The sequence below is a fragment of the Caulobacter sp. GW821-FHT10A06 genome (genome assembly GCF_059415805.1).
Genome location: NZ_JBWKNY010000002.1, coordinates 670,646 through 688,696, shown reverse-complemented (window position 1 = coordinate 688,696; position 18,051 = coordinate 670,646). Strand labels below are relative to the sequence as shown.

Genomic DNA, 18,051 nt, shown 5'->3' with positions numbered 1-18,051 from the left:
TCACCGGATGCGAGGCCCCGCCTTGGATACTGTGCTCTGGAACCATCCCGACCTGAAGGCCGCCCCGGCCGCCTTCCGCACCGCTCTTCGGGTGGCGGTCGGCAACTGGGAAACCGGTTCGATCACCTTCGTCCTGCCCACCGGCGCGCCCCTGACCATCTCGGGAGGGCAGCCGGGCCCGGCCGCGACGATCCGGATCCACGATTACAACTTTGTCCGGCGCGCCTTCTCGTCCGGCGACATCGGGTTCGCCGAGGGCTTCATGGCCGGCGAGTGGGACACCCCCGACCTATCGGCTGTGCTCGAGGCGTTCTCGCTGAACTTCGACAAGCTGTCGGCGCTGGTGGACGGCAACCCGGCCATGCGAGTCGTCAACTTTCTCTACCACCTTCTTCATCGCAACAGCCGAGACGGCTCGCGCAAAAACATCCACGCCCACTACGACCTGGGTAACGCCTTCTATTCGCGTTGGCTCGATCCCAGCATGACCTACTCGTCGGCCCTCTACGAGCGCCCGGATCAGCCGCTGCGCGAGGCCCAGACCGCCAAGTACGCCGCCCTCGCCCGGACCATCGATCTTTCGCCCGGCAAGCACGTGCTGGAGATCGGCTGCGGCTGGGGCGGCTTCGCCGAGTTCGCGGCCAAGGAGGTCGGCGCCAAGGTCACCGGCATCACCATCTCCCAGGCCCAGTACGATTTCGCGCGCAAGCGGTTGTTCGAACAGGGTCTTTCGGAAAAGGCCGATATCCGGCTCGTCGACTATCGCGACGTCAGCGGCGAGTTCGACGCCGTGGCCTCGATCGAGATGTTCGAGGCGGTCGGCGAGGCCTATTGGCCGGCCTATTTCGGCAAGGTCCACGACGTGCTGAAGCCCGGTGGCCGCGCCGGCCTGCAGATCATCACCATCCGCGACGAACTCTTCACCCACTACCGCGGACGCACCGACTTCATCCAGCGCTACATCTTCCCGGGCGGCATGCTGCCCAGCGAGGCGCGCCTGAAGGAAGAGACCGAGCGCGCGGGCCTGGAATGGAGCGATCTCAAGCGCTTCGGCCAGAATTATGCCGACACCCTGGCTGAGTGGGCGCGCAGTTTCGAGGCCGCCTGGAGCGAGATCCGCAAGGATGGTTTCGACGAGCGTTTCCGCCGGCTGTGGCGGTTCTATCTGAGCTATTGCGAGGCCGGCTTCCGCACCGAGCGGACGAATGTGATCCAGTTGGGTCTCAGTCGCGGGTAACACCTAGCCCTAGAGCTCAGTATTACGCGTATGGCTTTGTGGATAGCTGGCCAAGCCCATGGCCAAGCTCAAAGTTTGTGGACCCGGCTCAAGCGCCTTCAGGAAAATTGGGGTTGCGCGGGCGGGCCGCCGCACGATCTACCAGCCATCCGAAAGCTCCTCTCGAAGGCCGACCATGACCGCCCTGTCCAGCGTTCTAGACGCTATTGGAAACACCCCGCTGATCCGCCTGAACCGCGCCAGCGAGGCCACGGGCTGTGAGATCCTGGGCAAGGCCGAGTTCATGAACCCCGGCCAATCGGTCAAGGACCGCGCGGCGCTGAGCATCATCCGCGACGCCGAGGCCAAGGGCCTACTGAAGCCCGGCGGTCGGATCGTCGAAGGTACGGCCGGCAATACCGGCATCGGCCTGGCCATGGTCGCCTCGGCCCTGGGCTACAAGACGACGATCGTCATCCCCCGCACCCAGAGCCAGGAGAAGAAGGACGCCATCCGCCTGCTGGGCGCCGAGCTGGTCGAGGTAGACGCCGTCCCCTACTCCAATCCCGACAACTATGTCCGTTATTCCGGGCGCTTGGCCGCGGAACTTGGCGCCGTATGGGCCAACCAGTTCGACAATGTCGCCAACCGCGAGGCCCACTACCAGACCACCGGTCCGGAGATCTTCGAGCAGACCGGCGGCAAGGTCGACGGCTTCATCTGCGCGGTCGGCTCGGGCGGCACCCTGGCCGGAGTCGCCCAGGCCCTGCGCGAGCGCAAGCCCGGCGTGAAGATCGGCCTGGCCGACCCGTACGGCGCGGCCCTCTACAGCTGGTACAAGGACGGCGAGCTGAAGTCCGAAGGGACCTCGATCAGTGAAGGCATCGGCCAGGGCCGCGTCACCGCCAACCTGGAAGACCTGGCCATCGACTATCCGTTCCGCGTTGACGACACCGAGATGCTGGAGGTGATCTTCGACCTGGTGCAGCACGAGGGCCTGTGCATGGGCGGCTCGACGGGGATCAACGTCGCCGGCGCCATCAAGCTGGCCAAGGAACTGGGTCCCGGCCACACCATCGTGACCATCCTGTGCGACCACGGCTCGCGCTATCAGTCCAAGCTGTTCAACCGGCAATTCCTGGCGGAAAAGGGCCTCCCCGTCCCGTCTTGGATGTAGACTGCGACCCAGTTCGAATCTGAAAGGCGTCCCTCATGGCCATCCCGTCCGATCCGCTGGTTTCCACCGCCTGGCTGGCCGAGCATCTCGACGCCCCGGACGTGCGCGTGGTCGACGCCTCGTGGCACATGCCGGCGGCACAGCGCGATCCCGGCGCGGAGTTCCTGAAGGTTCACATCCCCGGCGCGGTGTTCTTCGACATCGACGACATCTCGGACGAGACCAGCGACCTGCCGCACATGATCCCGACGGCGGCCAAGTTCGCCTCGCGCGTCAAGAAGCTGGGCCTGGGCGACGGCTCGCGCATCGTCGTCTACGACAGCATCGGCATCCTGCCGGCCGCCCGCGCCTGGTGGCACTTCCGCGCCATGGGCCACGAGGACGTGGTGGTGCTGGACGGCGGCCTGCCCAAGTGGATCGCCGAGGGCCGCCCGGTCGAAGACGGCCCGGTCTCGCCGCAGGAACGCCACTTCACGCCGCGTTACCAGGCCGACATCTACCGCTCGATCGAGCAGATGCGCGGCATCGTCGAGACGGGCAAGGAACAGATCATCGACGCCCGCGCCGCCGGCCGCTTCGAGGGCCGCGATCCGGAGCCCCGCGCTGGCCTGCGCGGCGGCCACATGCCCGGCGCCCGCAACATCCCGCTGTCGGCCCTGCTGGGTCCAGACGCCACCATGCTGCCCGTCGACCAGCTGAAGACGGTGTTCGAGAAGGCCGGCGTCGACATCGACAAGCCGGTCGTCTCGACCTGTGGCTCTGGCATCACCGCCTCGGTCGTGGCCCTGGCGCTGGCGCGCCTCGGCAAGCCGCGCTCGGCGGTCTATGACGGCTCGTGGACGGAATGGGGCGGCCTGGCCGATGTGCCCGTGGCCACCGGTCCAGCGACCTAACGCATCGGCGGGGCGTACAGCAGGCCGGGCTTGGGTGCGTTCCACAGCGCGTTCAGGCCCCGGTCCAGCTTCAGCGCCGAACCCTGCCCCACATCACGATCGAAGATCTCGCCGTAGTTGCCTCCGGCGGTGATGGCGCGCGTGGCCCAGTCGGCGTCGAGGCCGAGCTTGGCGCCATACGCGCCCTCGCCCAGCAGCCGCCGGGCCTCGGGATCGGCGCCAGTCTTCATGTCCTTGACGTTGGCCTTGGTCACCCCGTGCTCCTCAGCCAGGACCAGGGCGTAGAGGGTCCAGCGGACGATGTCGGTCCAGGCCGGGTCGTCCTGGCGCACCAGTGGGCCCAGCGGCTCCTTGGAGATGGCGTCGGGCAGGATGACGTGGGCGCCGGGGTCGTCCATCAGCGTCCGCGCCGCCGCCAGGGCCGAGATGTCGGCGGTGAAGGCGTCGCACTTGTCGGCCTGGTAGGCCGCCCGCGCCTGCTCCTCGCTGTCGAACACCATGGCCGTGTAGGCGATGCCGCGCGAGCGGAAGAAGTCCTCCAGGTTCTGGGACGAGGTGGCGGCGCCCTGGACGCAGATCTTGGCGGTGTTGAGCTCTACGGCGCTGGTCAGGTTCAGGCTGCGGCGCACCAGGAAACCCTGGCCGTCGAAATAGGAGATCGCCGCCATGTCCAGCTGATCGCCGACGTCGCGCGAGAAGGTCCAGGAGGTGTTGCGCCACAGGACGTCGACCTTGCCCGAGCGCAGAGCGGCAATCCGCTCCTCATTGCCCAGCGGCACGAAGGTCACCTTGTCGGGCTTGCCCAGCACCGCGGCGGCCAGGGCGCGACAGAAGTCGACATTGAAGCCGCGCCAGCGCCCGCCATTGTCCTGGAAGGCGAAGCCCGGCAGCGCCGGGTTCACGCCGCAGCGCAGTTCGCCGCGCGCCTTGATGGCCTTCAGGGTCTTGCTGGGCGCGGCGGGCTTGACCGCCAGCGGCGCTTCGGCGGGCTTGGGCTCGGATTTGGACGCGGGCCGTTCGCAGCCAACCAGAGCCAGCACCGCCAAAATCGCCAAGCCGAACCGCACAGACACCGATCGCTCCTTGAACCGCGCGCGCGGGGCCTTAAACCACAACGATTACGCCGCGTCGCCGAAGAGTCCCGCCATGGATGAAGAAACCCGTCTGATCCGTACAGGCTCAGAGCCCACCAGTCTGGCGCGTGTGGTCAATCCGCCGATCCAGCGCGGTTCGACGGTGCTGCTGCCCAATGCCGCGTCGCTGTATGACGACGACCAGATCACCTACGGCATCACCGGCCTGTCCTCGCCCGCCGCTCTGCAACGCGCCCTGGCCGAGCTGGAGGGCTCACCCGACGTGACGCTGTACCCGTCGGGGCTGGCGGCGATCACCGGGGCCATGCTGGCGGTGCTGAAAGCCGGCGACGAGATCCTGGTGGTCGACAGCGCCTACAAGCCCACCCGCCGGTTCTGCGACCGCGTCCTGACCCGCTTTGGCGTCACCACCACCTACTACGACCCGGCGCTGGACGCCGACGGCCTGATGGCGCTGGTCACGGCCAAGACCCGGATGATCCTGCTGGAGGCGCCCGGCTCCCTGACCTTCGAGATGCAGGACATTCCCGCCATCGCCAAGGCGGCCAACGCGCGTGGCATCATCACCCTGATCGACAACACCTGGGCGGCGGGCTTCTACTTCAAGCCGCTGGCGCATGGCGTGACGATCAGCGTCCAGGCCCTGACCAAATATGTCGGCGGCCACTCGGACTGCTTCATGGGCTCGGCCACGACCATGGACGTCGACATCGGCAACGCGCTGGGCAACGCCATGTGGGACATCGGCTGGTCGGTGTCGCCCGACGACGCCTACACCATGCTGCGCGGCCTGAGGACCCTGGCCACGCGCCTGCCGCGCCACCAGGAGAGTGGTCTTGCCATCGCCCGCTGGCTGCAGGACCGGCCCGAGGTGTCGCGCGTAATGCATCCCGCCCTGCCCGGTGATCCCGGCCATGCGATCTGGAAGCGCGACTTCACCGGCGCCTGCGGCCTGTTCGGCGTGGTGCTGAAACCCACCAGCCAGCGCGCCGTCCACGCCTTCCTGGACGAGCTGAAGCTGTTTGGCCTGGGCTTCTCGTGGGGCGGCTATGAGAGCCTGGCCATCCACTGCGATCCGCAGCTGAAGAACCGCGCCGTGCCTGTGAACCTGGAAGGCCCGCTGCTGCGCTTCCATATCGGCCTGGAGAACGTCGACGACCTGAAGGCCGACCTGGAGCGCGGCTTAGAGAAGCTGGTCTAGACGACAGCGCCGTCCTTCCAGGCGCGGGCCATGAAGCGAACCTCAGCGCCGCCCAATGCGGTCAAAGCGTCCTGGATGTTGCGGGTCCTGGCGGCGTCGGACTTCACGCTGTCGAAGCGGCGCAGGATCTCCTTCTGCAGGCTTGGCGGCAGCGCCGCCCAAGCCTCGGCGCTGGCCGGGTCGTGCGCCAGCCCTTGCTCGAAGGCCTCCGGCATCGGATGCGCCGGGCCGCCACGATAGGCCTCGTCGAAGGCCACAGACACCTCGACCTCGTCGCCCACCCCGACTCCGTCCGCCGCCTCGCGGACGATGCCGTGCAGGTACAGGAAGAACCCGCCGTCGCCGCGCGGCATCATGTTGATCCGCCACGGCTCGTCCGGCGCGCCATTGATCTGGACCAGCACCGGCATGGGCCTGCGCCAGCCTTCGCGCAGGCTCTGGGCCTGCTCGGGATCGACCGGCACGAACGGGTTGATGCCGTTGATGTCGATCCGGGCGCGGTAGCGAAGGCTGGTCATGATGGCCCTAGAGGTAGCGCATTTCGGCCGCGCTGGGCTGCTCCCACCAGAGATTGTCGCGACCATTGCCATAGTTGATCGGCGCGGCCGCCAGTTCCTCGGGCTCGGCGTCCAGCGTGGCCACCTGGACCGAGACGACCTCGCCGCCCAGCTGCTCGACATTGGCCTCGCCATATACCCGCACGCCGCAGGTCATGCAGAAGCGATGGTCGCCGCTCATCGTACCGAACTGATAAGCGCCCAGCCTGTCCTCGCCGGCCAGCAGGCGGAAGGCGTCCGGCTTCATCAACACGCCCCACGAACGGGTCTTGGCGCAGATCGAGCAGTTGCAACGGCCCGTGCCGGCCGCCAGGTCGATCTGAGCCTCGTAGCGAACCGCGCCGCAATGGCAGCCGCCGGTGTAGGTCTTCAGCATGGGTCGTCCCTCTCTCGGTAAGCGTCGTTGAACGCCGTTCTAGGGAGGGGCTGCTGCCACCCTACTGTCAGTATCAGGCCGTGAGACGCGACTGCTCGACGATCTCGGCCACCGCATGAGCCTGGGCCGCGACCTCGCCGACCACGATCAGCAGCGGCCCGTCGCCGGCCTCGGCGATGCGCTCGGCCAGGGTCGCCAGCGTGGCGGTGTAGAGCCGCGCGTCGGCGCCACCGGCCTTCTCGACGGCAACCGCAGGGGTGTCGGCGGGACGGCCGGCCTCGATCATCCGCTGGGCCAGGTCGCCGGCGACATCGCCGCCCATATAGACCGCCAGGGTCGCCTCGGGATCGGCGGCGGCGCTCCAATCGCCCGACAGCTTGCCGGCCTCCAGTCGCGCAGTGGTGAAGACCACGCGGCGGGCCTCGCCACGGTGGGTCAGCGGAAAACCGAACTGGGCGGCGGCGGCGCAGGCGGCAGTGACGCCGGGTACGACCTCGGTCTCGACGCCGAAGCCGTGCAAGAAGGCAGCCTCTTCACCGACACGGCCGAAAATCGAGGGATCTCCGCCCTTTAGCCGAACAACCTTCAGCCCCTTGCGCGCCAGGCGCAGCATCAGGCGGTTGATCTCGTCCTGCTTCATGCTGGGCTTGCCGGCCCGTTTGCCGGTCTGGATGCGTACACAGCCGGGCGGCGCCAGGGCGATGGCCTCTTCCGAGCACAGGGCGTCGTAGAGCAGCGCGCCGGCGCTCTCGACCGCACGGACGGCGCGGACGGTCATCAGGTCCACGGGACCCGGCCCCGCGCCGACCAGCAGGACCTTGCCGAGCGTGTTCTCAACCGACATGGGCGGGCTCCTTAGAAGTCGTGGCCAGGGCTTTGATCATGCGAGCGATTTCCGGACGGCAGGACCCGCAGTTGGTCCCCGCGCCCGTCGCCTTACCGACGGCGTCCGGTGTTCTGGCGCCAGCGGCGATGGCGGCGTCGACCGCCTTGGCCCCGACCTTCAGGCAGGCGCAGACCATCGGCCCCTTGTCGGCTGCCGCGCCGGGCGGGCGGCCAAACAGCAGGGTCGAACGGGCCTCGGTGCTCAGGTCGTCCTGCGCGAACAGCTCGGCCAGCCAGTCGCGCGTCGGCAAGCGGCCGGAGGTGGTCATGAACAGGACCGCGACCAGACGACCGTCATCGATCCAGGCCTGGCGGCGGGCGCCGGTCGCGGCGTCCTCATAGGTGACGAGTTCGCCGGCCAGGCCCTTGGACAAGACCTTGCGGAGCGCGTCGCGCTCTGCGGCGTCGCCCCGGCCGGCGAACTCGTGCTGCTGGCAGGCGTCGTGGGGGATACGCCGCCAGACGAGGTCCAGCCCACCGGGGGACGCGAGGCTGGACCGGGTGAGAAAGAAGCCCGTCCAGGTCTCGCGATAGGCGCTGATCCGGGCGGGGGTGTGCTTGAACTCGGGCTGGCCCGAGGTGGGGTCGATATTGGGCGCGACCAGGGCGTTGGCGCGACCCGACGGGGCGAAGGCGTCGGTCCAGTGCATCGGCATGAACAGCCCGCCGCGCCGCTGACGATCGGTGACTTTTGCCACGGCGACGGCCTCGCCGCGTCCAGTGATCACTCGCGCCAGCGCGCCGTCGCGCAGGCCGCGCGCCTGGGCGTCCTCGGGATGGATCTCGACATAGGGCTCCGGCGCGTGGCGGCACAGGTCGGGCGCCAGCCCCGTGCGGGTCATGGTGTGCCACTGGTCGCGGATGCGGCCGGTGTTCAGCGACATCGGGAAGGCGCCGCTGGTCGCTTCGGCCGGGCCGCGCGGCCGGGTCGGGACCATACGGGCGCGACCGTCGGGAGTCTGGAAACGACCATCGACGAACAGGCGCGGCGTGCCTTTGCCGTCGGCCTTCACCGGCCACTGGATCGGCAGGAGTTCGCCATAAGCCTCTGGCGTTAAAGCCGAAAGTCCGGAAATATTCAGCAGGCGACTTTCATTCTCGTAGGCCGTCAGGCGCGCCCATTCGCGGAAGACGCCGGCGTTGCTGGCCCAACCGAAGCCGTCGAAACCCATGGCCGTGGCGACATCGGCCATGATCTTCCAGTCGGCGCGGGCATTGCCGGGCGCCGGGAACAGCGCCCGCTGGCGCGAGATGCGGCGTTCGGAATTGGTGACCGTGCCGTCCTTCTCGCCCCAGCCCAGGGCCGGCAACTTGACGTCGGCGAAGGCAGTGGTGTCGGTCTCGACGCAGTCGGAGACCACGACGAACGGGCACTTGGCCAGAGCGTCACGGATCGCGCCGCTGTCGGGCAGGCTGACGGCCGGATTGGTGGCTATCACCCAGATCGCCTTGATCCGCCCGTCGCGGACGGCGTCGAACATCTCGATGGCCTTGAGGCCCGGCGCACGGACGGTATCGGGCGCACCCCAGAAGCGGGCGACGCGGTCACGATCCTCGGGGGCGAAGTCCATGTGGCCGGCCAGGGTGTTGGCCATGCCGCCGGTCTCGCGCCCGCCCATGGCGTTGGGCTGGCCGGTGATCGAGAACGGGCACGCGCCCGGCTTGCCGATCCGGCCGGTGGCGAGATGGGCGTTGATGATCGCCAGGCCCTTGGCCACGCCCTGGGCCGACTGGTTGGCCCCCATCGAGAACAGGCTGACCGTCCGTTCGTGCTGCGCGAACAGATCGTAGAAGTCCTGCACCGCCTCGACCGGCACGCCGCAGTCGGCGGCGACGGCGCTGACCGACTGGTCCATTTCCAGAAGCGCGGCGACCACTTGGTCGAAATTGTTCACATGCTGGGCGATGTATTCGCGATCGATCGCGCCGCGCCGGATCAGGTCGGCCAGCAGGCCGCTCCACAGGCGTACATCACTCTGCGGCGCGATCGCCAAGTGCAGGTCCGCGCCCTCGGCGGTGTCGGTGCGGCGGGGGTCGATGACCACATGCTTCTGGCCGCGCGCCTTGGCCGCCTCCATGCGGCGGAACAGCACCGGATGGGTCCAGGCGGCGTTGTGGCCGCTGAACACCACGAGGTCCGCCAGATCGAGGTCCTCGTAGCAGCCCGGCACCAGGTCCGCGCCGAACGCCTGCTTGTGGGCAGCCACGGCCGAGGCCATGCAGAGGCGGCTGTTGGTGTCGATATTGCCCGAGCCGATGAAGCCCTTCATCAGCTTGTTGGCGACATAGTAGTCCTCGGTCAGCAACTGGCCCGAGACGTAGAAGGCGACGCTGTCACGGCCGTGGCGGGCGATGGTGTCCTTGAAGCGCTTGGCGACCAGGGCCGTGGCCTCGCTCCAGGTCGCGACCTTGCCGTTGATGGTCGGCTCCAGCAGGCGACCTTCCAGGCTCACCGTCGCGCCGAGGGCCGAGCCCTTGGAGCACAGCCGGCCCAGATTGGCCGGGTGGACGGCGTCGCCGGCGATCGACACAGACCGCCCCTCGCCCACCATGCCCGCGACGCCGCAACCGACGCCGCAGTACGCGCAGGTGGTCTTGATCGTCGGGAGCGCGGTGGAGCCGTCGGCCATCAGTCGGCCATCGCCGGCTGGGCCAGCAGGATGCGGCCGTCCTTGACCAGCACCGGCACCACGGGCGTGCAGCCCTTGCCGGCGTCGGCCCCGGTCGGGTGACCGGTCGCCAGGTCGATGACCCAGCTGTGCAGCGGACAGGTCACGCCGTGGCCGTGGACGATGCCTTGGCTCAGTGGGCCATGCTTGTGCGGGCAGCGGTCGACCAGGGCGAAGACCTGGCCGTCGCCGGTGCGGAACACGGCGACGTCGCCCTGGGTCGTGGCCACCCGTCGCGCGCCGCGTTCGGGGATGTCTGTCACGGCGCCGACGTCACGCCAGTCCGGATCGATGTGAGCTTGCAGGGTCATTCGGCCGCCATCTCCAAAGGAAGGATCGCCATCGGCTTGAACTCTCCGGCCGCCACACGGCCCGACGCGCGCTCGGCCCACGGGTCGATCTGAGCGGTTTCCTGCGAGACCACGAAGCGGGCGAACAGCGCCGCGCGGTTGTCGAGGTCGTCCACGGTGGCGGCGCGGATCGCGTCGAGGCCGATACGGGCCATCCACTTGTAGATCCGCTCCAGGTACCAGCCGCCCTCGCGGTACATCTGCATGACCGCGGCGATGACCTGGATGGCCTCGTCCTCGGTCGGGACACGGGTCAGAAGCTGCGTGCCCTGGATGTGCAGGCCGGCGGCCCCGCCGACATGGATCTCGTAGCCGCTGTCGACGCAGATCACGCCGATGTCCTTGCAGGTCGACTCCGCGCAGTTGCGGGGGCAACCCGACACGGCCAGCTTGACCTTGGCCGGTGCCCACGAGCCCCACATGAACTTCTCGAGCTTGATGCCCAGCCCCGTGGAGTCCTGAGTTCCGAAGCGACACCAGTCGCTGCCGACGCAAGTCTTCACCGTGCGCAGGCCCTTGGCGTAGGCGTGACCGCTGACCATGCCCGCCGCGTTGAGGTCGGCCCACACCGCCGGCAGATCGTCCTTCTGGACGCCCAGCAGGTCGATGCGCTGGCCACCCGTCACCTTGACCGCCGGGATGTCGTACTTGTCGGCGACGTCGGCGATGGCCCGCAGCTCGTCAGGCGTCGTCATGCCGCCCCACATGCGCGGCACGACCGAATAGGTCCCGTCCTTCTGGATGTTGGCGTGGACGCGCTCGTTGATGTAGCGCGACTGGCTGTCGTCGGCGTACTCACCCGGCCAGGCGCACAGCAGGTAGTAGTTCAGGGCCGGCCGGCACGAGGCGCAGCCGTCGGGCGTGGTCCATTCCATGGCCTGAAACAGCGCCGGCATCGACTTCAGTTCCAGCTCGACGATCGCCTTGCGCACGTCGCCATGCGGATAATGCGTGCACTTGCACATCGGCTTGGGGCCCGTCTGGGCCTTGAAGCCGTCGCCCAAGGTCAGGCGGATGACCTGCTCCACCAGCGGCGTGCACGACCCGCACGAGGCCGAGGCCTTGGTCACGGCGCGGACATCGTCCAGCGTGGTCAGGCCCTGGGCCGTGATGGCGCCGGTGATCGCACCCTTGCAGACGCCGTTGCAGCCGCAGATCTCCTGCGTGTCGGGCATGGCCGCAACGGCCGCGCTAGGGTCCAGGCCCGACAGGCCCTCCGTGATCGCTTGCCCGAAGATCAGGGTCTCGCGGATGTCGGCGACATCGGTCCCCGCCCGCATCAGGTCGAAGTACCAGCCGCCGTCGGCCGCGTCGCCGAACAGCACCGCCCCGGCGACCTTGCCGTCCTCGATGACCACGCGCTTGTAGACGCCGCGCGCCGCATCGCGGAACACGATGTCCTCGCAACCGTCACCGCCAGCGAACTTGCCAGCCGAGAACACGTCGACGCCCGAGACCTTCAGGCGGGTCGACAGGACCGAGCCCTGGTAACCGCCCTCGCCGTCCGTCAGCTCTTCGGCCAGGGCCCGGCACATGTCCCAGATGGGCGCGACCAGGCCGTAGCAGTTGCCGCGGTGCTCGACGCACTCGCCGACCGAGAACACGGCCGGGTCGGAGGTGCGCATGACGTCGTCGACGACGATGCCGCGATTGACCTGCAGGCCCGAGGCCTTGGCCAGGGTGGAGTTGGGCCGGATGCCGACCGCCATGACCAGCAGGTCGCACGGCAGGACACGGCCATCCTTCAGCTTCAGGCCGGCGACCTTGCCGTCCTGGCCGACGATCTCTTCGGAGTGGGCGCCCAGCACTGTCTCGACGCCGCGTTCGGCCAGGGCCTCGCGCAGCAGGTAGCCGGCGCTCTCGTCCAGCTGGCGCTCCATCAGCACGTCCATCAGGTGGACGACTGTCGCGCCCATGCCCCGACGCGCCAGGCCGTAGGCGGCTTCCAGACCCAGCAGGCCGCCGCCGATGACCACGGCGCGGGCCCCGGGCTTGCCGGAGGCCGCGACCATGGCCTCGACGTCGTCCAGGTCGCGGAAGGTGACCACGCCCTTCAGGTCCGAACCCGGCAGCGGCAAGCGGAACGGGTCCGAGCCGGTGGCCAGGATCAGCTTGTCGTAGCCGACCTCAAGCCCGCCCTCGGCGACCACCTTGCGGCCGTCCAGGTCGACCGCCGTGACGGCGCGACCGGCGTGCAGGGTGATGGCGTTGTCGCGGTACCAGGCCTCGTCATTGATGACGATGTCATCGAAGGTCTTCTCGCCCGCCAGCACCGGCGACAGCATGATGCGGTTGTAGTTCACCCGCGGCTCGGCGCCGAAGATGGTGACGTCGTAGCGGGTGGGGTCGCGCTTGAGCACTTCCTCGACCGCCCGGCAGCCGGCCATGCCGTTGCCGATGACGACCAGACGTTGCTTGGTCATGGCTATCTCACTCATCGAGGAAAAGGATCAGACGCGGACGCTGGCGGCGTCGCCGTGCAGGGTCGGCCAGATGGCGCGCCAGCGGGCCTTGAGGCTGAACAGCGCCCCGAAGGCGAACAGCGCCAGCAGGGCGAAGCCCAGGAAGCCTGACTGGTAGGAACCGGTCATCTTCTTGGCCATGCCCAGGGTCGAGGCCAGGTAGAAGCCGCCGATGCCACCGGTCATGCCGATCAAGCCGGTCATGACGCCGATCTCGCGGCGGAACCGCTGCGGGGCCAGTTGGAACACCGCGCCATTGCCCGCGCCCAGGGCCAGCATCGAGAACATCAGGGCGGCCAGAGCGTACCAAGCGGTCGGCAGCTGAAAGCTGGCGGTGGCCAGGCCCAGGGCGGCCAGGATGTAGACGAAGCTCAGGGTGCGCACGCCACCGAACTTGTCGGCCAGGGCCCCGCCGACCGGGCGGATGAACGAGCCGGCGAAGACACAGGCGGCGGTGAAGAAGCCGGCCACGACCGGGTCCAGGCCGTACTCGCTGTTGAAGTACATGGTCAGCGACGAGGCCAGGCCGACGAAGCCGCCGAAGGTCACGCCGTACAGCAGCATCAGCCACCAGGCGTCCGGGACCTTCAGGACGTCGAGATACTCGGCCAGCTTCTTGGGGGCGGGCTGCTCGGGAGCGTCCTTGGCCAGCAACATGTAGACGACAAAGGCGACGGCCAGCGGGATGGCGGCCAGGCCGATCACGGTCTGCCACCCGAACGCCTTGGCCAGGGCCGGCGCGAACAAGGCCGCCAGGGCCGTGCCCGAGTTGCCGGCGCCGGCGATGCCCAGGGCCAGGCCCTGGTGCTCCTGCGGATACCAACGCGAGGCCAGCGGCAGGGCGACGGCGAACGAGGCGCCGGCGACACCGAGGATGATGCCCAGTGCCAGCACCTGATGGTAGTTATGGATGCCGACCGCCCAGGCCAGAACGAGGCCCGTCAGCACGATCATCTGGCCGATCATGCCTGTCTTCTTGGGACCGATGCGATCGACCAGCACGCCGTTGACCAGGCGCAGCACCGCGCCAGCCAGCACGGGGATGGCGACCATCAGACCCTTCTGGGCGGGATCCAGGTGGAAGTCCTTGGCGATCGCCACGCCCAGCGGGCCCAGGATCACCCAGACCATGAAGCTGAGATCGAAATACAGGAACGCTGCGAACAGGGTCGGCGCATGGCCGGCCTTCAGGAAGTCGCGGGAGAGCATTGTCGGCCTCGACGGGTTGCGTGTCTGCGAGAGCGGAGCGTCATCGCTCCGGGTGGCTGACCGCATCCGAGCGGTCCTCTGGCAGCCGCGAACGCCGTTGTTCGTTGGCCTTGAGCCTATGTGAGACCCGTTATTCGCGGGATGTCATCGGCAATGCCGCGTTGCGGCGCCAATGACGTGTGCGGCGCACGATCGCTCAGCAAACAGGCGCCAGCGGCGCCTGAGACTTGTGCAGATCAGGCTGAAACCAGGTCCAGCGTCAGCGCCACGGCGCGATAGAGCTCGGGCTGGTAGACGCGGTCGACCAGCGCTTCGAGGTCCGCGCCGGGCTCGAGCTGCCCCAGACGCGCCATCCGCGACGCCATCCACAGACCATGCTCACGGCGCGGCAGGCCCGCGCCATCACGGTGGAAGACGATCTCATGCTCCAGGGCGCGGACGATGGCGGCCGGCGGCGCGTCGACGCGATCCGGGTGGGCCAGGATAGCGATCAGGTCCTCACGGTTGGCGGGATCATCGGCCCAGGCCGCGCCGCGGATCACCGCCCGCAGGCAGGCGCGCAGTTCGTCCGGGCGATGCATGGCCAGTTCTGACCTCACGCCCAGCACCTTGTCCGGTCCGCCGGCCCACAGCTGCGAGGCCGTGACCAGAACGCGACCCAGCCCCTCGGCCTCGGCCACCGCGTTCCAGGGGGCGCCGACACAGAAGCCGTCCACCGCGCCGGCCCGCATCTGCTCGACCATGCGTGGCGGCGGAATGACCACGATGCGGACATCGTGGTCCGGATCGACGCCGCTCTTGGTCAGCCAGTCACGCAGCAGGTAGTTGTGCATCGATTGCGGAAAGACCACGGCGAAGGTCAAAGGCCCCTGCCCGCTGGCCCGCCGCGCGACGACGGCCTCGGCCAGCCCCTCGCCCGCCGCGCCGACCATGGCGGCCAGCGCCGTAGACACCGTCACCGCGCTGCCGTTCTGGTTCAGCGCCAGCGGGACCAGCACCTCGCCCTCCGCCGCCAGAGCCATCGGAGCCAGCATGTGGGCGCCGTCCAAAGCGCCGACGGCCACCTTGTCGCGGATCGTCGCCCACGACGCTTCACGGACCAGCTCGACGGCCAGTCCCTCTTCCTCGAAGAAGCCCAGCGCCTGGGCGGCGACCAGCGACGCGCAGTCGGTCAGCGGGATGAAGCCCAGCTTCAGCTCGGAGAGCCCGCTCACGAGGCGTCGCCCTTCAGCACCCCGGCGAAGGCCAGCAGGTCGGCGGCGACCGAGCCGATCGGCTTACCCCGGTCCATGGCCAACTTGCGCAACAGGCGATAGGCGCCGTCCTCGTCCAGGCCGCGCTCCTTCATCAGGAGGCCCTTGGCGCGCTCGACGGTCTTGCGGGATTCCAGGTCGGCCTTGGCCTTGGCCAGGTCGCCGCGCAGCTGCTGGGTCAAGGCGAAGCGGCTCATGGCCACGTCCAGGATCGAGCGCACGCGATTGGCCGCCAGGCCGTCGACCACATAGGCCGCCACGCCGGCGCGCACCGCCTGCTCGGCTAGTCCCGGCTCGGAGCGGTCGACGAACATCACTACCGGCCGCCCGTGGCCATAGTCCTTGAGGCTGTCGAGGGTGTCGCGATCGGGGCTCTCGGCGGCGATCACCACCACGTCTGGCGCGAAGGCCAGGACCTCGGCCTCGTCGAAGACGGCCGAACGCCGCACCTCGAGGGGCTGCACGCCCTCCAGCCCCTGGGCCACCAGGGCGGCGCGCGCGGTATCTGGATCAATGACAAGCACCCGCATCACCTTGGTCCTAAGCGGCGCTGGGCGGTGTGGGGGAACTTTCCCCCGCCAGGGACGCCCGCATCGACATCCGCCCAGAAAGCGGGCGCCGACGATTATTCCTTGGGCGTCGCACCAATGCGACGAGAACGTGCAAGACCGTCAATCGACCTTGCGTTGCCTTGCGCGAACGCGCCAGATCGGCGCGTAGACCAAGCGGAGCCTTTGATGACCCTTTATGTGTTCGCCCTTCTGATCGGCGTAATCGCCGGCCTTCGCGCCATGACCGCGCCAGCCGCCGTCGCCTGGGGCGCCAAACTCGGCTGGCTGGCCCTGGCGGGCTTTCCGCTGGCCTGGCTGGGCGGCTGGATCGCCGTGGGCGTGTTCACCGTGCTGGCCGTCCTGGAACTGGTCGCCGACCAGCATCCCAAGACCCCCAGCCGCAAGGTCCCGCACCAGTTCGGCACGCGCGTGCTGACCGGCGCTTTCAGCGGCGCGGCCCTGATGATGCCCAGCGGCCACTGGCTGCGCGGCGCTGTCATCGGCGCGGTCGGCGCGGTGCTCGGCACGCTGGGCGGGGCCGAAGTGCGCGGTCGCCTGGCCGCCAAGTTCGGCAAGGACGCTCCGGCCGCCTTCATCGAGGACGCGGTCGCCGTCGTCGGGGCCTTGTTGATCGTGGCCCTGGCCCGATGAGCAGTCCGCGCGCGTTCGACGCCATCATCATCGGCGCGGGCCAGGCCGGCCCGTCCCTGGCCGGCCGCCTGACCGCCGCCGGCCAGACGGTGGCGCTGATCGAGCGCAAGGACTTCGGCGGCACCTGCGTCAACACCGGCTGCATGCCGACCAAGACCCTGGTCGCCAGCGCCTATGCCGCCCACCTGGCCCGTCGGGCGGACGACTACGGCGTCGTGCTGAACGGCCCAGTGGCTATCGACATGAAGCGGGTCAAGGACCGCCAGCAGACGGTGGTCAAGAACGCCCGCGGCAATGTCGAGAAGTGGCTGCGTGGCATGCCCGGCATGACGGTGATCCAGGGCCATGCCCGCTTTGAGAGCGCCGACACCGTTCGCGTCGGCGACGACCTGCTGACCGCGCCGAAGATCTTCCTGAATGTCGGCGGCCGCGCCAACGTCCCTGACATGCCGGGTGTGGACGACATCACCTACCTGACCAATGTCGGCATGATGCAGCTCGACACCTTGCCCGAGCACCTGGTGATCGTCGGCGGCAGCTATATCGGGCTGGAATTCGCCCAGATGTTCCGCCGCTTTGGCAGCCAGGTCACCGTGGTCGAGATGGGCCCGCGCCTGATCGGCCGCGAGGATCCGGAAGTCTCTGACGCGATCCGCGAGATCCTGGAGGCCGAGGGCGTCACCTTCCGCCTCAACTCAGAATGCATCAGCTTCGCCCCGCACGAGGACGGCGTTTGCGTCCACGTCACCTGCGAGGCCGGCGCGCCGCAGGTCACCGGCACCCATGTGCTGCTGGCCGTGGGCCGCAAGCCCAACACCGACGACCTGGGCCTGGACAAGGCCGGGATCGCGACCGACAAACGTGGCTACGTCGTCGTCGACGACCAGCTGCGCACCAATGTCCCGGGCGTCTGGGCCATGGGCGACTGCAACGGCAAGGGCGCCTTCACCCACACCGCCTACAACGACTTTGAGATCATCGCCGCCAACCTGCTGGACGATGATCCCCGAAAGGTCAGCGACCGCATCAGCTGCTACGGCCTGTTCGTCGATCCGCCGCTGGGCCGCGTGGGCATGACCGAGGCCGAGGCCAAGGCGACCGGCCGCAAACTGCTGATCGGCCAGCGACCGATGACCCGCGTCGGCCGCGCCGTCGAAAAAGGCGAGACCCAAGGCTTCATGAAGGTGGTCGTCGACGCCGAGACCAAGGAGATCCTGGGCGCCGCGATCCTGGGCCTGAACGGCGACGAAGCCATCCACGGCATGATCGACCTGATGTACGCCAAGGCCCCCTACACGGTGATCTCACGGGCGGTGCACATCCACCCGACGGTGTCGGAGCTGATCCCGACCATGCTGCAAGAACTGAAGCCGGTTTAGATTTTCAGATTTTGGGCGGGTCGCTTTCAGACGAAATAGAACCTGTTGCGGTTGCGATAAGCCAGGCCGTCCCCACCTAGCTTCGCAGACGCCGACGGAGGGTCGGCGCCCGTTTTCACGGATACTGC

The 18,051-nt window shown here is 68.5% G+C and carries 16 protein-coding genes; 6 read left to right on the top strand and 10 right to left on the bottom strand.

What is annotated here, in order from left to right:
• The first annotated feature begins 7 nt into the window (after nt 1–7).
• From AC07NF_RS06880 to sseA, 3 genes are all read left to right on the top strand, one after another.
• The gene (locus AC07NF_RS06880) at nt 8–1,237 is read left to right on the top strand and encodes a class I SAM-dependent methyltransferase (protein WP_494627862.1); all 1,230 of its coding nucleotides are present in this window, start codon (nt 8–10) and stop codon (nt 1,235–1,237) included.
• Nucleotides 1,238–1,412: 175 nt separating this feature from the next.
• Complete coding sequence (locus AC07NF_RS06875; protein WP_494627864.1) at nt 1,413–2,393, top strand: cysteine synthase A; 981 nt, start codon at nt 1,413–1,415, stop codon at nt 2,391–2,393.
• 35 nt (nt 2,394–2,428) lie between these two features.
• Nucleotides 2,429–3,286, top strand: a complete 858-nt coding sequence (gene sseA, locus AC07NF_RS06870; protein ID WP_494627866.1) for a 3-mercaptopyruvate sulfurtransferase — start codon at nt 2,429–2,431, stop codon at nt 3,284–3,286.
• Here sseA and AC07NF_RS06865 read toward each other — a convergent pair.
• Nucleotides 3,283–4,359 (bottom strand): amino acid ABC transporter substrate-binding protein, encoded by a 1,077-nt coding sequence (locus tag AC07NF_RS06865; protein ID WP_494627868.1) that lies wholly within the window; start codon nt 4,357–4,359, stop codon nt 3,283–3,285. The two genes, sseA and AC07NF_RS06865, sit on opposite strands and share 4 nt — an antisense overlap.
• 73 nt (nt 4,360–4,432) lie before the next feature.
• Here AC07NF_RS06865 and metC point away from each other — a divergent pair, with 73 nt between their 5' ends.
• On the top strand, nt 4,433–5,581 hold the full coding sequence (metC, locus tag AC07NF_RS06860) for a cystathionine beta-lyase (protein ID WP_494627870.1): 1,149 nt from the start codon (nt 4,433–4,435) through the stop codon (nt 5,579–5,581).
• Here metC and AC07NF_RS06855 read toward each other — a convergent pair.
• From AC07NF_RS06855 to AC07NF_RS06815, 9 genes are all read right to left on the bottom strand, one after another.
• The gene (locus AC07NF_RS06855) at nt 5,578–6,099 is read right to left on the bottom strand and encodes a YdeI/OmpD-associated family protein (protein WP_494627872.1); all 522 of its coding nucleotides are present in this window, start codon (nt 6,097–6,099) and stop codon (nt 5,578–5,580) included. The genes metC and AC07NF_RS06855 overlap by 4 nt on opposite strands.
• Before the next feature lie 7 nt (nt 6,100–6,106).
• Nucleotides 6,107–6,514: a GFA family protein gene (locus tag AC07NF_RS06850; RefSeq protein ID WP_494627874.1), complete on the bottom strand. Its 408-nt coding sequence runs from the start codon at nt 6,512–6,514 to the stop codon at nt 6,107–6,109.
• A 73-nt stretch (nt 6,515–6,587) separates the two neighbouring features.
• The gene (gene cobA / locus AC07NF_RS06845) at nt 6,588–7,358 is read right to left on the bottom strand and encodes a uroporphyrinogen-III C-methyltransferase (protein ID WP_494627876.1); all 771 of its coding nucleotides are present in this window, start codon (nt 7,356–7,358) and stop codon (nt 6,588–6,590) included.
• Nucleotides 7,348–10,029, bottom strand: coding sequence for a nitrate reductase (locus AC07NF_RS06840; RefSeq protein ID WP_494627878.1), 2,682 nt, complete (start codon nt 10,027–10,029; stop codon nt 7,348–7,350). The genes cobA and AC07NF_RS06840 overlap by 11 nt, the downstream gene beginning before the upstream one ends.
• Nucleotides 10,029–10,379, bottom strand: a complete 351-nt coding sequence (nirD, locus tag AC07NF_RS06835; protein WP_494627880.1) for a nitrite reductase small subunit NirD — start codon at nt 10,377–10,379, stop codon at nt 10,029–10,031. Before nirD ends, AC07NF_RS06840 begins: the two co-directional genes overlap by 1 nt.
• Complete coding sequence (nirB, locus tag AC07NF_RS06830) at nt 10,376–12,856, bottom strand: nitrite reductase large subunit NirB (protein WP_494627882.1); 2,481 nt, start codon at nt 12,854–12,856, stop codon at nt 10,376–10,378. Before nirB ends, nirD begins: the two co-directional genes overlap by 4 nt.
• Before the next feature lie 12 nt (nt 12,857–12,868).
• A complete protein-coding gene (locus tag AC07NF_RS06825) occupies nt 12,869–14,089 on the bottom strand; it encodes a nitrate/nitrite transporter (protein ID WP_494627884.1) in 1,221 nt (406 codons plus the stop codon).
• Between the two features lie 236 nt (nt 14,090–14,325).
• Complete coding sequence (locus tag AC07NF_RS06820; RefSeq protein WP_494627886.1) at nt 14,326–15,303, bottom strand: CmpA/NrtA family ABC transporter substrate-binding protein; 978 nt, start codon at nt 15,301–15,303, stop codon at nt 14,326–14,328.
• Entirely contained in the window at nt 15,300–15,872 is a 573-nt protein-coding gene (locus AC07NF_RS06815) for an ANTAR domain-containing response regulator (RefSeq protein ID WP_494627888.1), read from the bottom strand. Before AC07NF_RS06815 ends, AC07NF_RS06820 begins: the two co-directional genes overlap by 4 nt.
• A 207-nt stretch (nt 15,873–16,079) precedes the next feature.
• Here AC07NF_RS06815 and AC07NF_RS06810 point away from each other — a divergent pair, with 207 nt between their 5' ends.
• The gene (locus tag AC07NF_RS06810) at nt 16,080–16,544 is read left to right on the top strand and encodes a DUF4126 family protein (RefSeq protein ID WP_494627890.1); all 465 of its coding nucleotides are present in this window, start codon (nt 16,080–16,082) and stop codon (nt 16,542–16,544) included.
• Nucleotides 16,541–17,923 carry an FAD-containing oxidoreductase gene (locus tag AC07NF_RS06805; protein WP_494627892.1) on the top strand — a complete coding sequence of 461 codons (1,383 nt, stop codon included), beginning with the start codon at nt 16,541–16,543 and terminating at the stop codon, nt 17,921–17,923. Before AC07NF_RS06810 ends, AC07NF_RS06805 begins: the two co-directional genes overlap by 4 nt.
• Nucleotides 17,924–18,051 lie beyond the last annotated feature (128 nt).

What these genes read in the sequence shown, in the direction of transcription:
- AC07NF_RS06880 (WP_494627862.1), top strand. Translation starts at nt 8, where the DNA reads ATGCGAGGCCCCGCCTTGGATACTGTGCTCTGGAACCATCCCGACCTG.
- AC07NF_RS06875 (WP_494627864.1), top strand. Translation starts at nt 1,413, where the DNA reads ATGACCGCCCTGTCCAGCGTTCTAGACGCTATTGGAAACACCCCGCTG.
- sseA (WP_494627866.1), top strand. Translation starts at nt 2,429, where the DNA reads ATGGCCATCCCGTCCGATCCGCTGGTTTCCACCGCCTGGCTGGCCGAG.
- metC (WP_494627870.1), top strand. Translation starts at nt 4,433, where the DNA reads ATGGATGAAGAAACCCGTCTGATCCGTACAGGCTCAGAGCCCACCAGT.
- AC07NF_RS06855 (WP_494627872.1), bottom strand. Translation starts at nt 6,099, where the DNA reads ATGACCAGCCTTCGCTACCGCGCCCGGATCGACATCAACGGCATCAAC.
- AC07NF_RS06850 (WP_494627874.1), bottom strand. Translation starts at nt 6,514, where the DNA reads ATGCTGAAGACCTACACCGGCGGCTGCCATTGCGGCGCGGTTCGCTAC.
- cobA (WP_494627876.1), bottom strand. Translation starts at nt 7,358, where the DNA reads ATGTCGGTTGAGAACACGCTCGGCAAGGTCCTGCTGGTCGGCGCGGGG.
- AC07NF_RS06840 (WP_494627878.1), bottom strand. Translation starts at nt 10,029, where the DNA reads ATGGCCGACGGCTCCACCGCGCTCCCGACGATCAAGACCACCTGCGCG.
- nirD (WP_494627880.1), bottom strand. Translation starts at nt 10,379, where the DNA reads ATGACCCTGCAAGCTCACATCGATCCGGACTGGCGTGACGTCGGCGCC.
- nirB (WP_494627882.1), bottom strand. Translation starts at nt 12,856, where the DNA reads ATGAGTGAGATAGCCATGACCAAGCAACGTCTGGTCGTCATCGGCAAC.
- AC07NF_RS06825 (WP_494627884.1), bottom strand. Translation starts at nt 14,089, where the DNA reads ATGCTCTCCCGCGACTTCCTGAAGGCCGGCCATGCGCCGACCCTGTTC.
- AC07NF_RS06815 (WP_494627888.1), bottom strand. Translation starts at nt 15,872, where the DNA reads ATGCGGGTGCTTGTCATTGATCCAGATACCGCGCGCGCCGCCCTGGTG.
- AC07NF_RS06810 (WP_494627890.1), top strand. Translation starts at nt 16,080, where the DNA reads ATGACCCTTTATGTGTTCGCCCTTCTGATCGGCGTAATCGCCGGCCTT.
- AC07NF_RS06805 (WP_494627892.1), top strand. Translation starts at nt 16,541, where the DNA reads ATGAGCAGTCCGCGCGCGTTCGACGCCATCATCATCGGCGCGGGCCAG.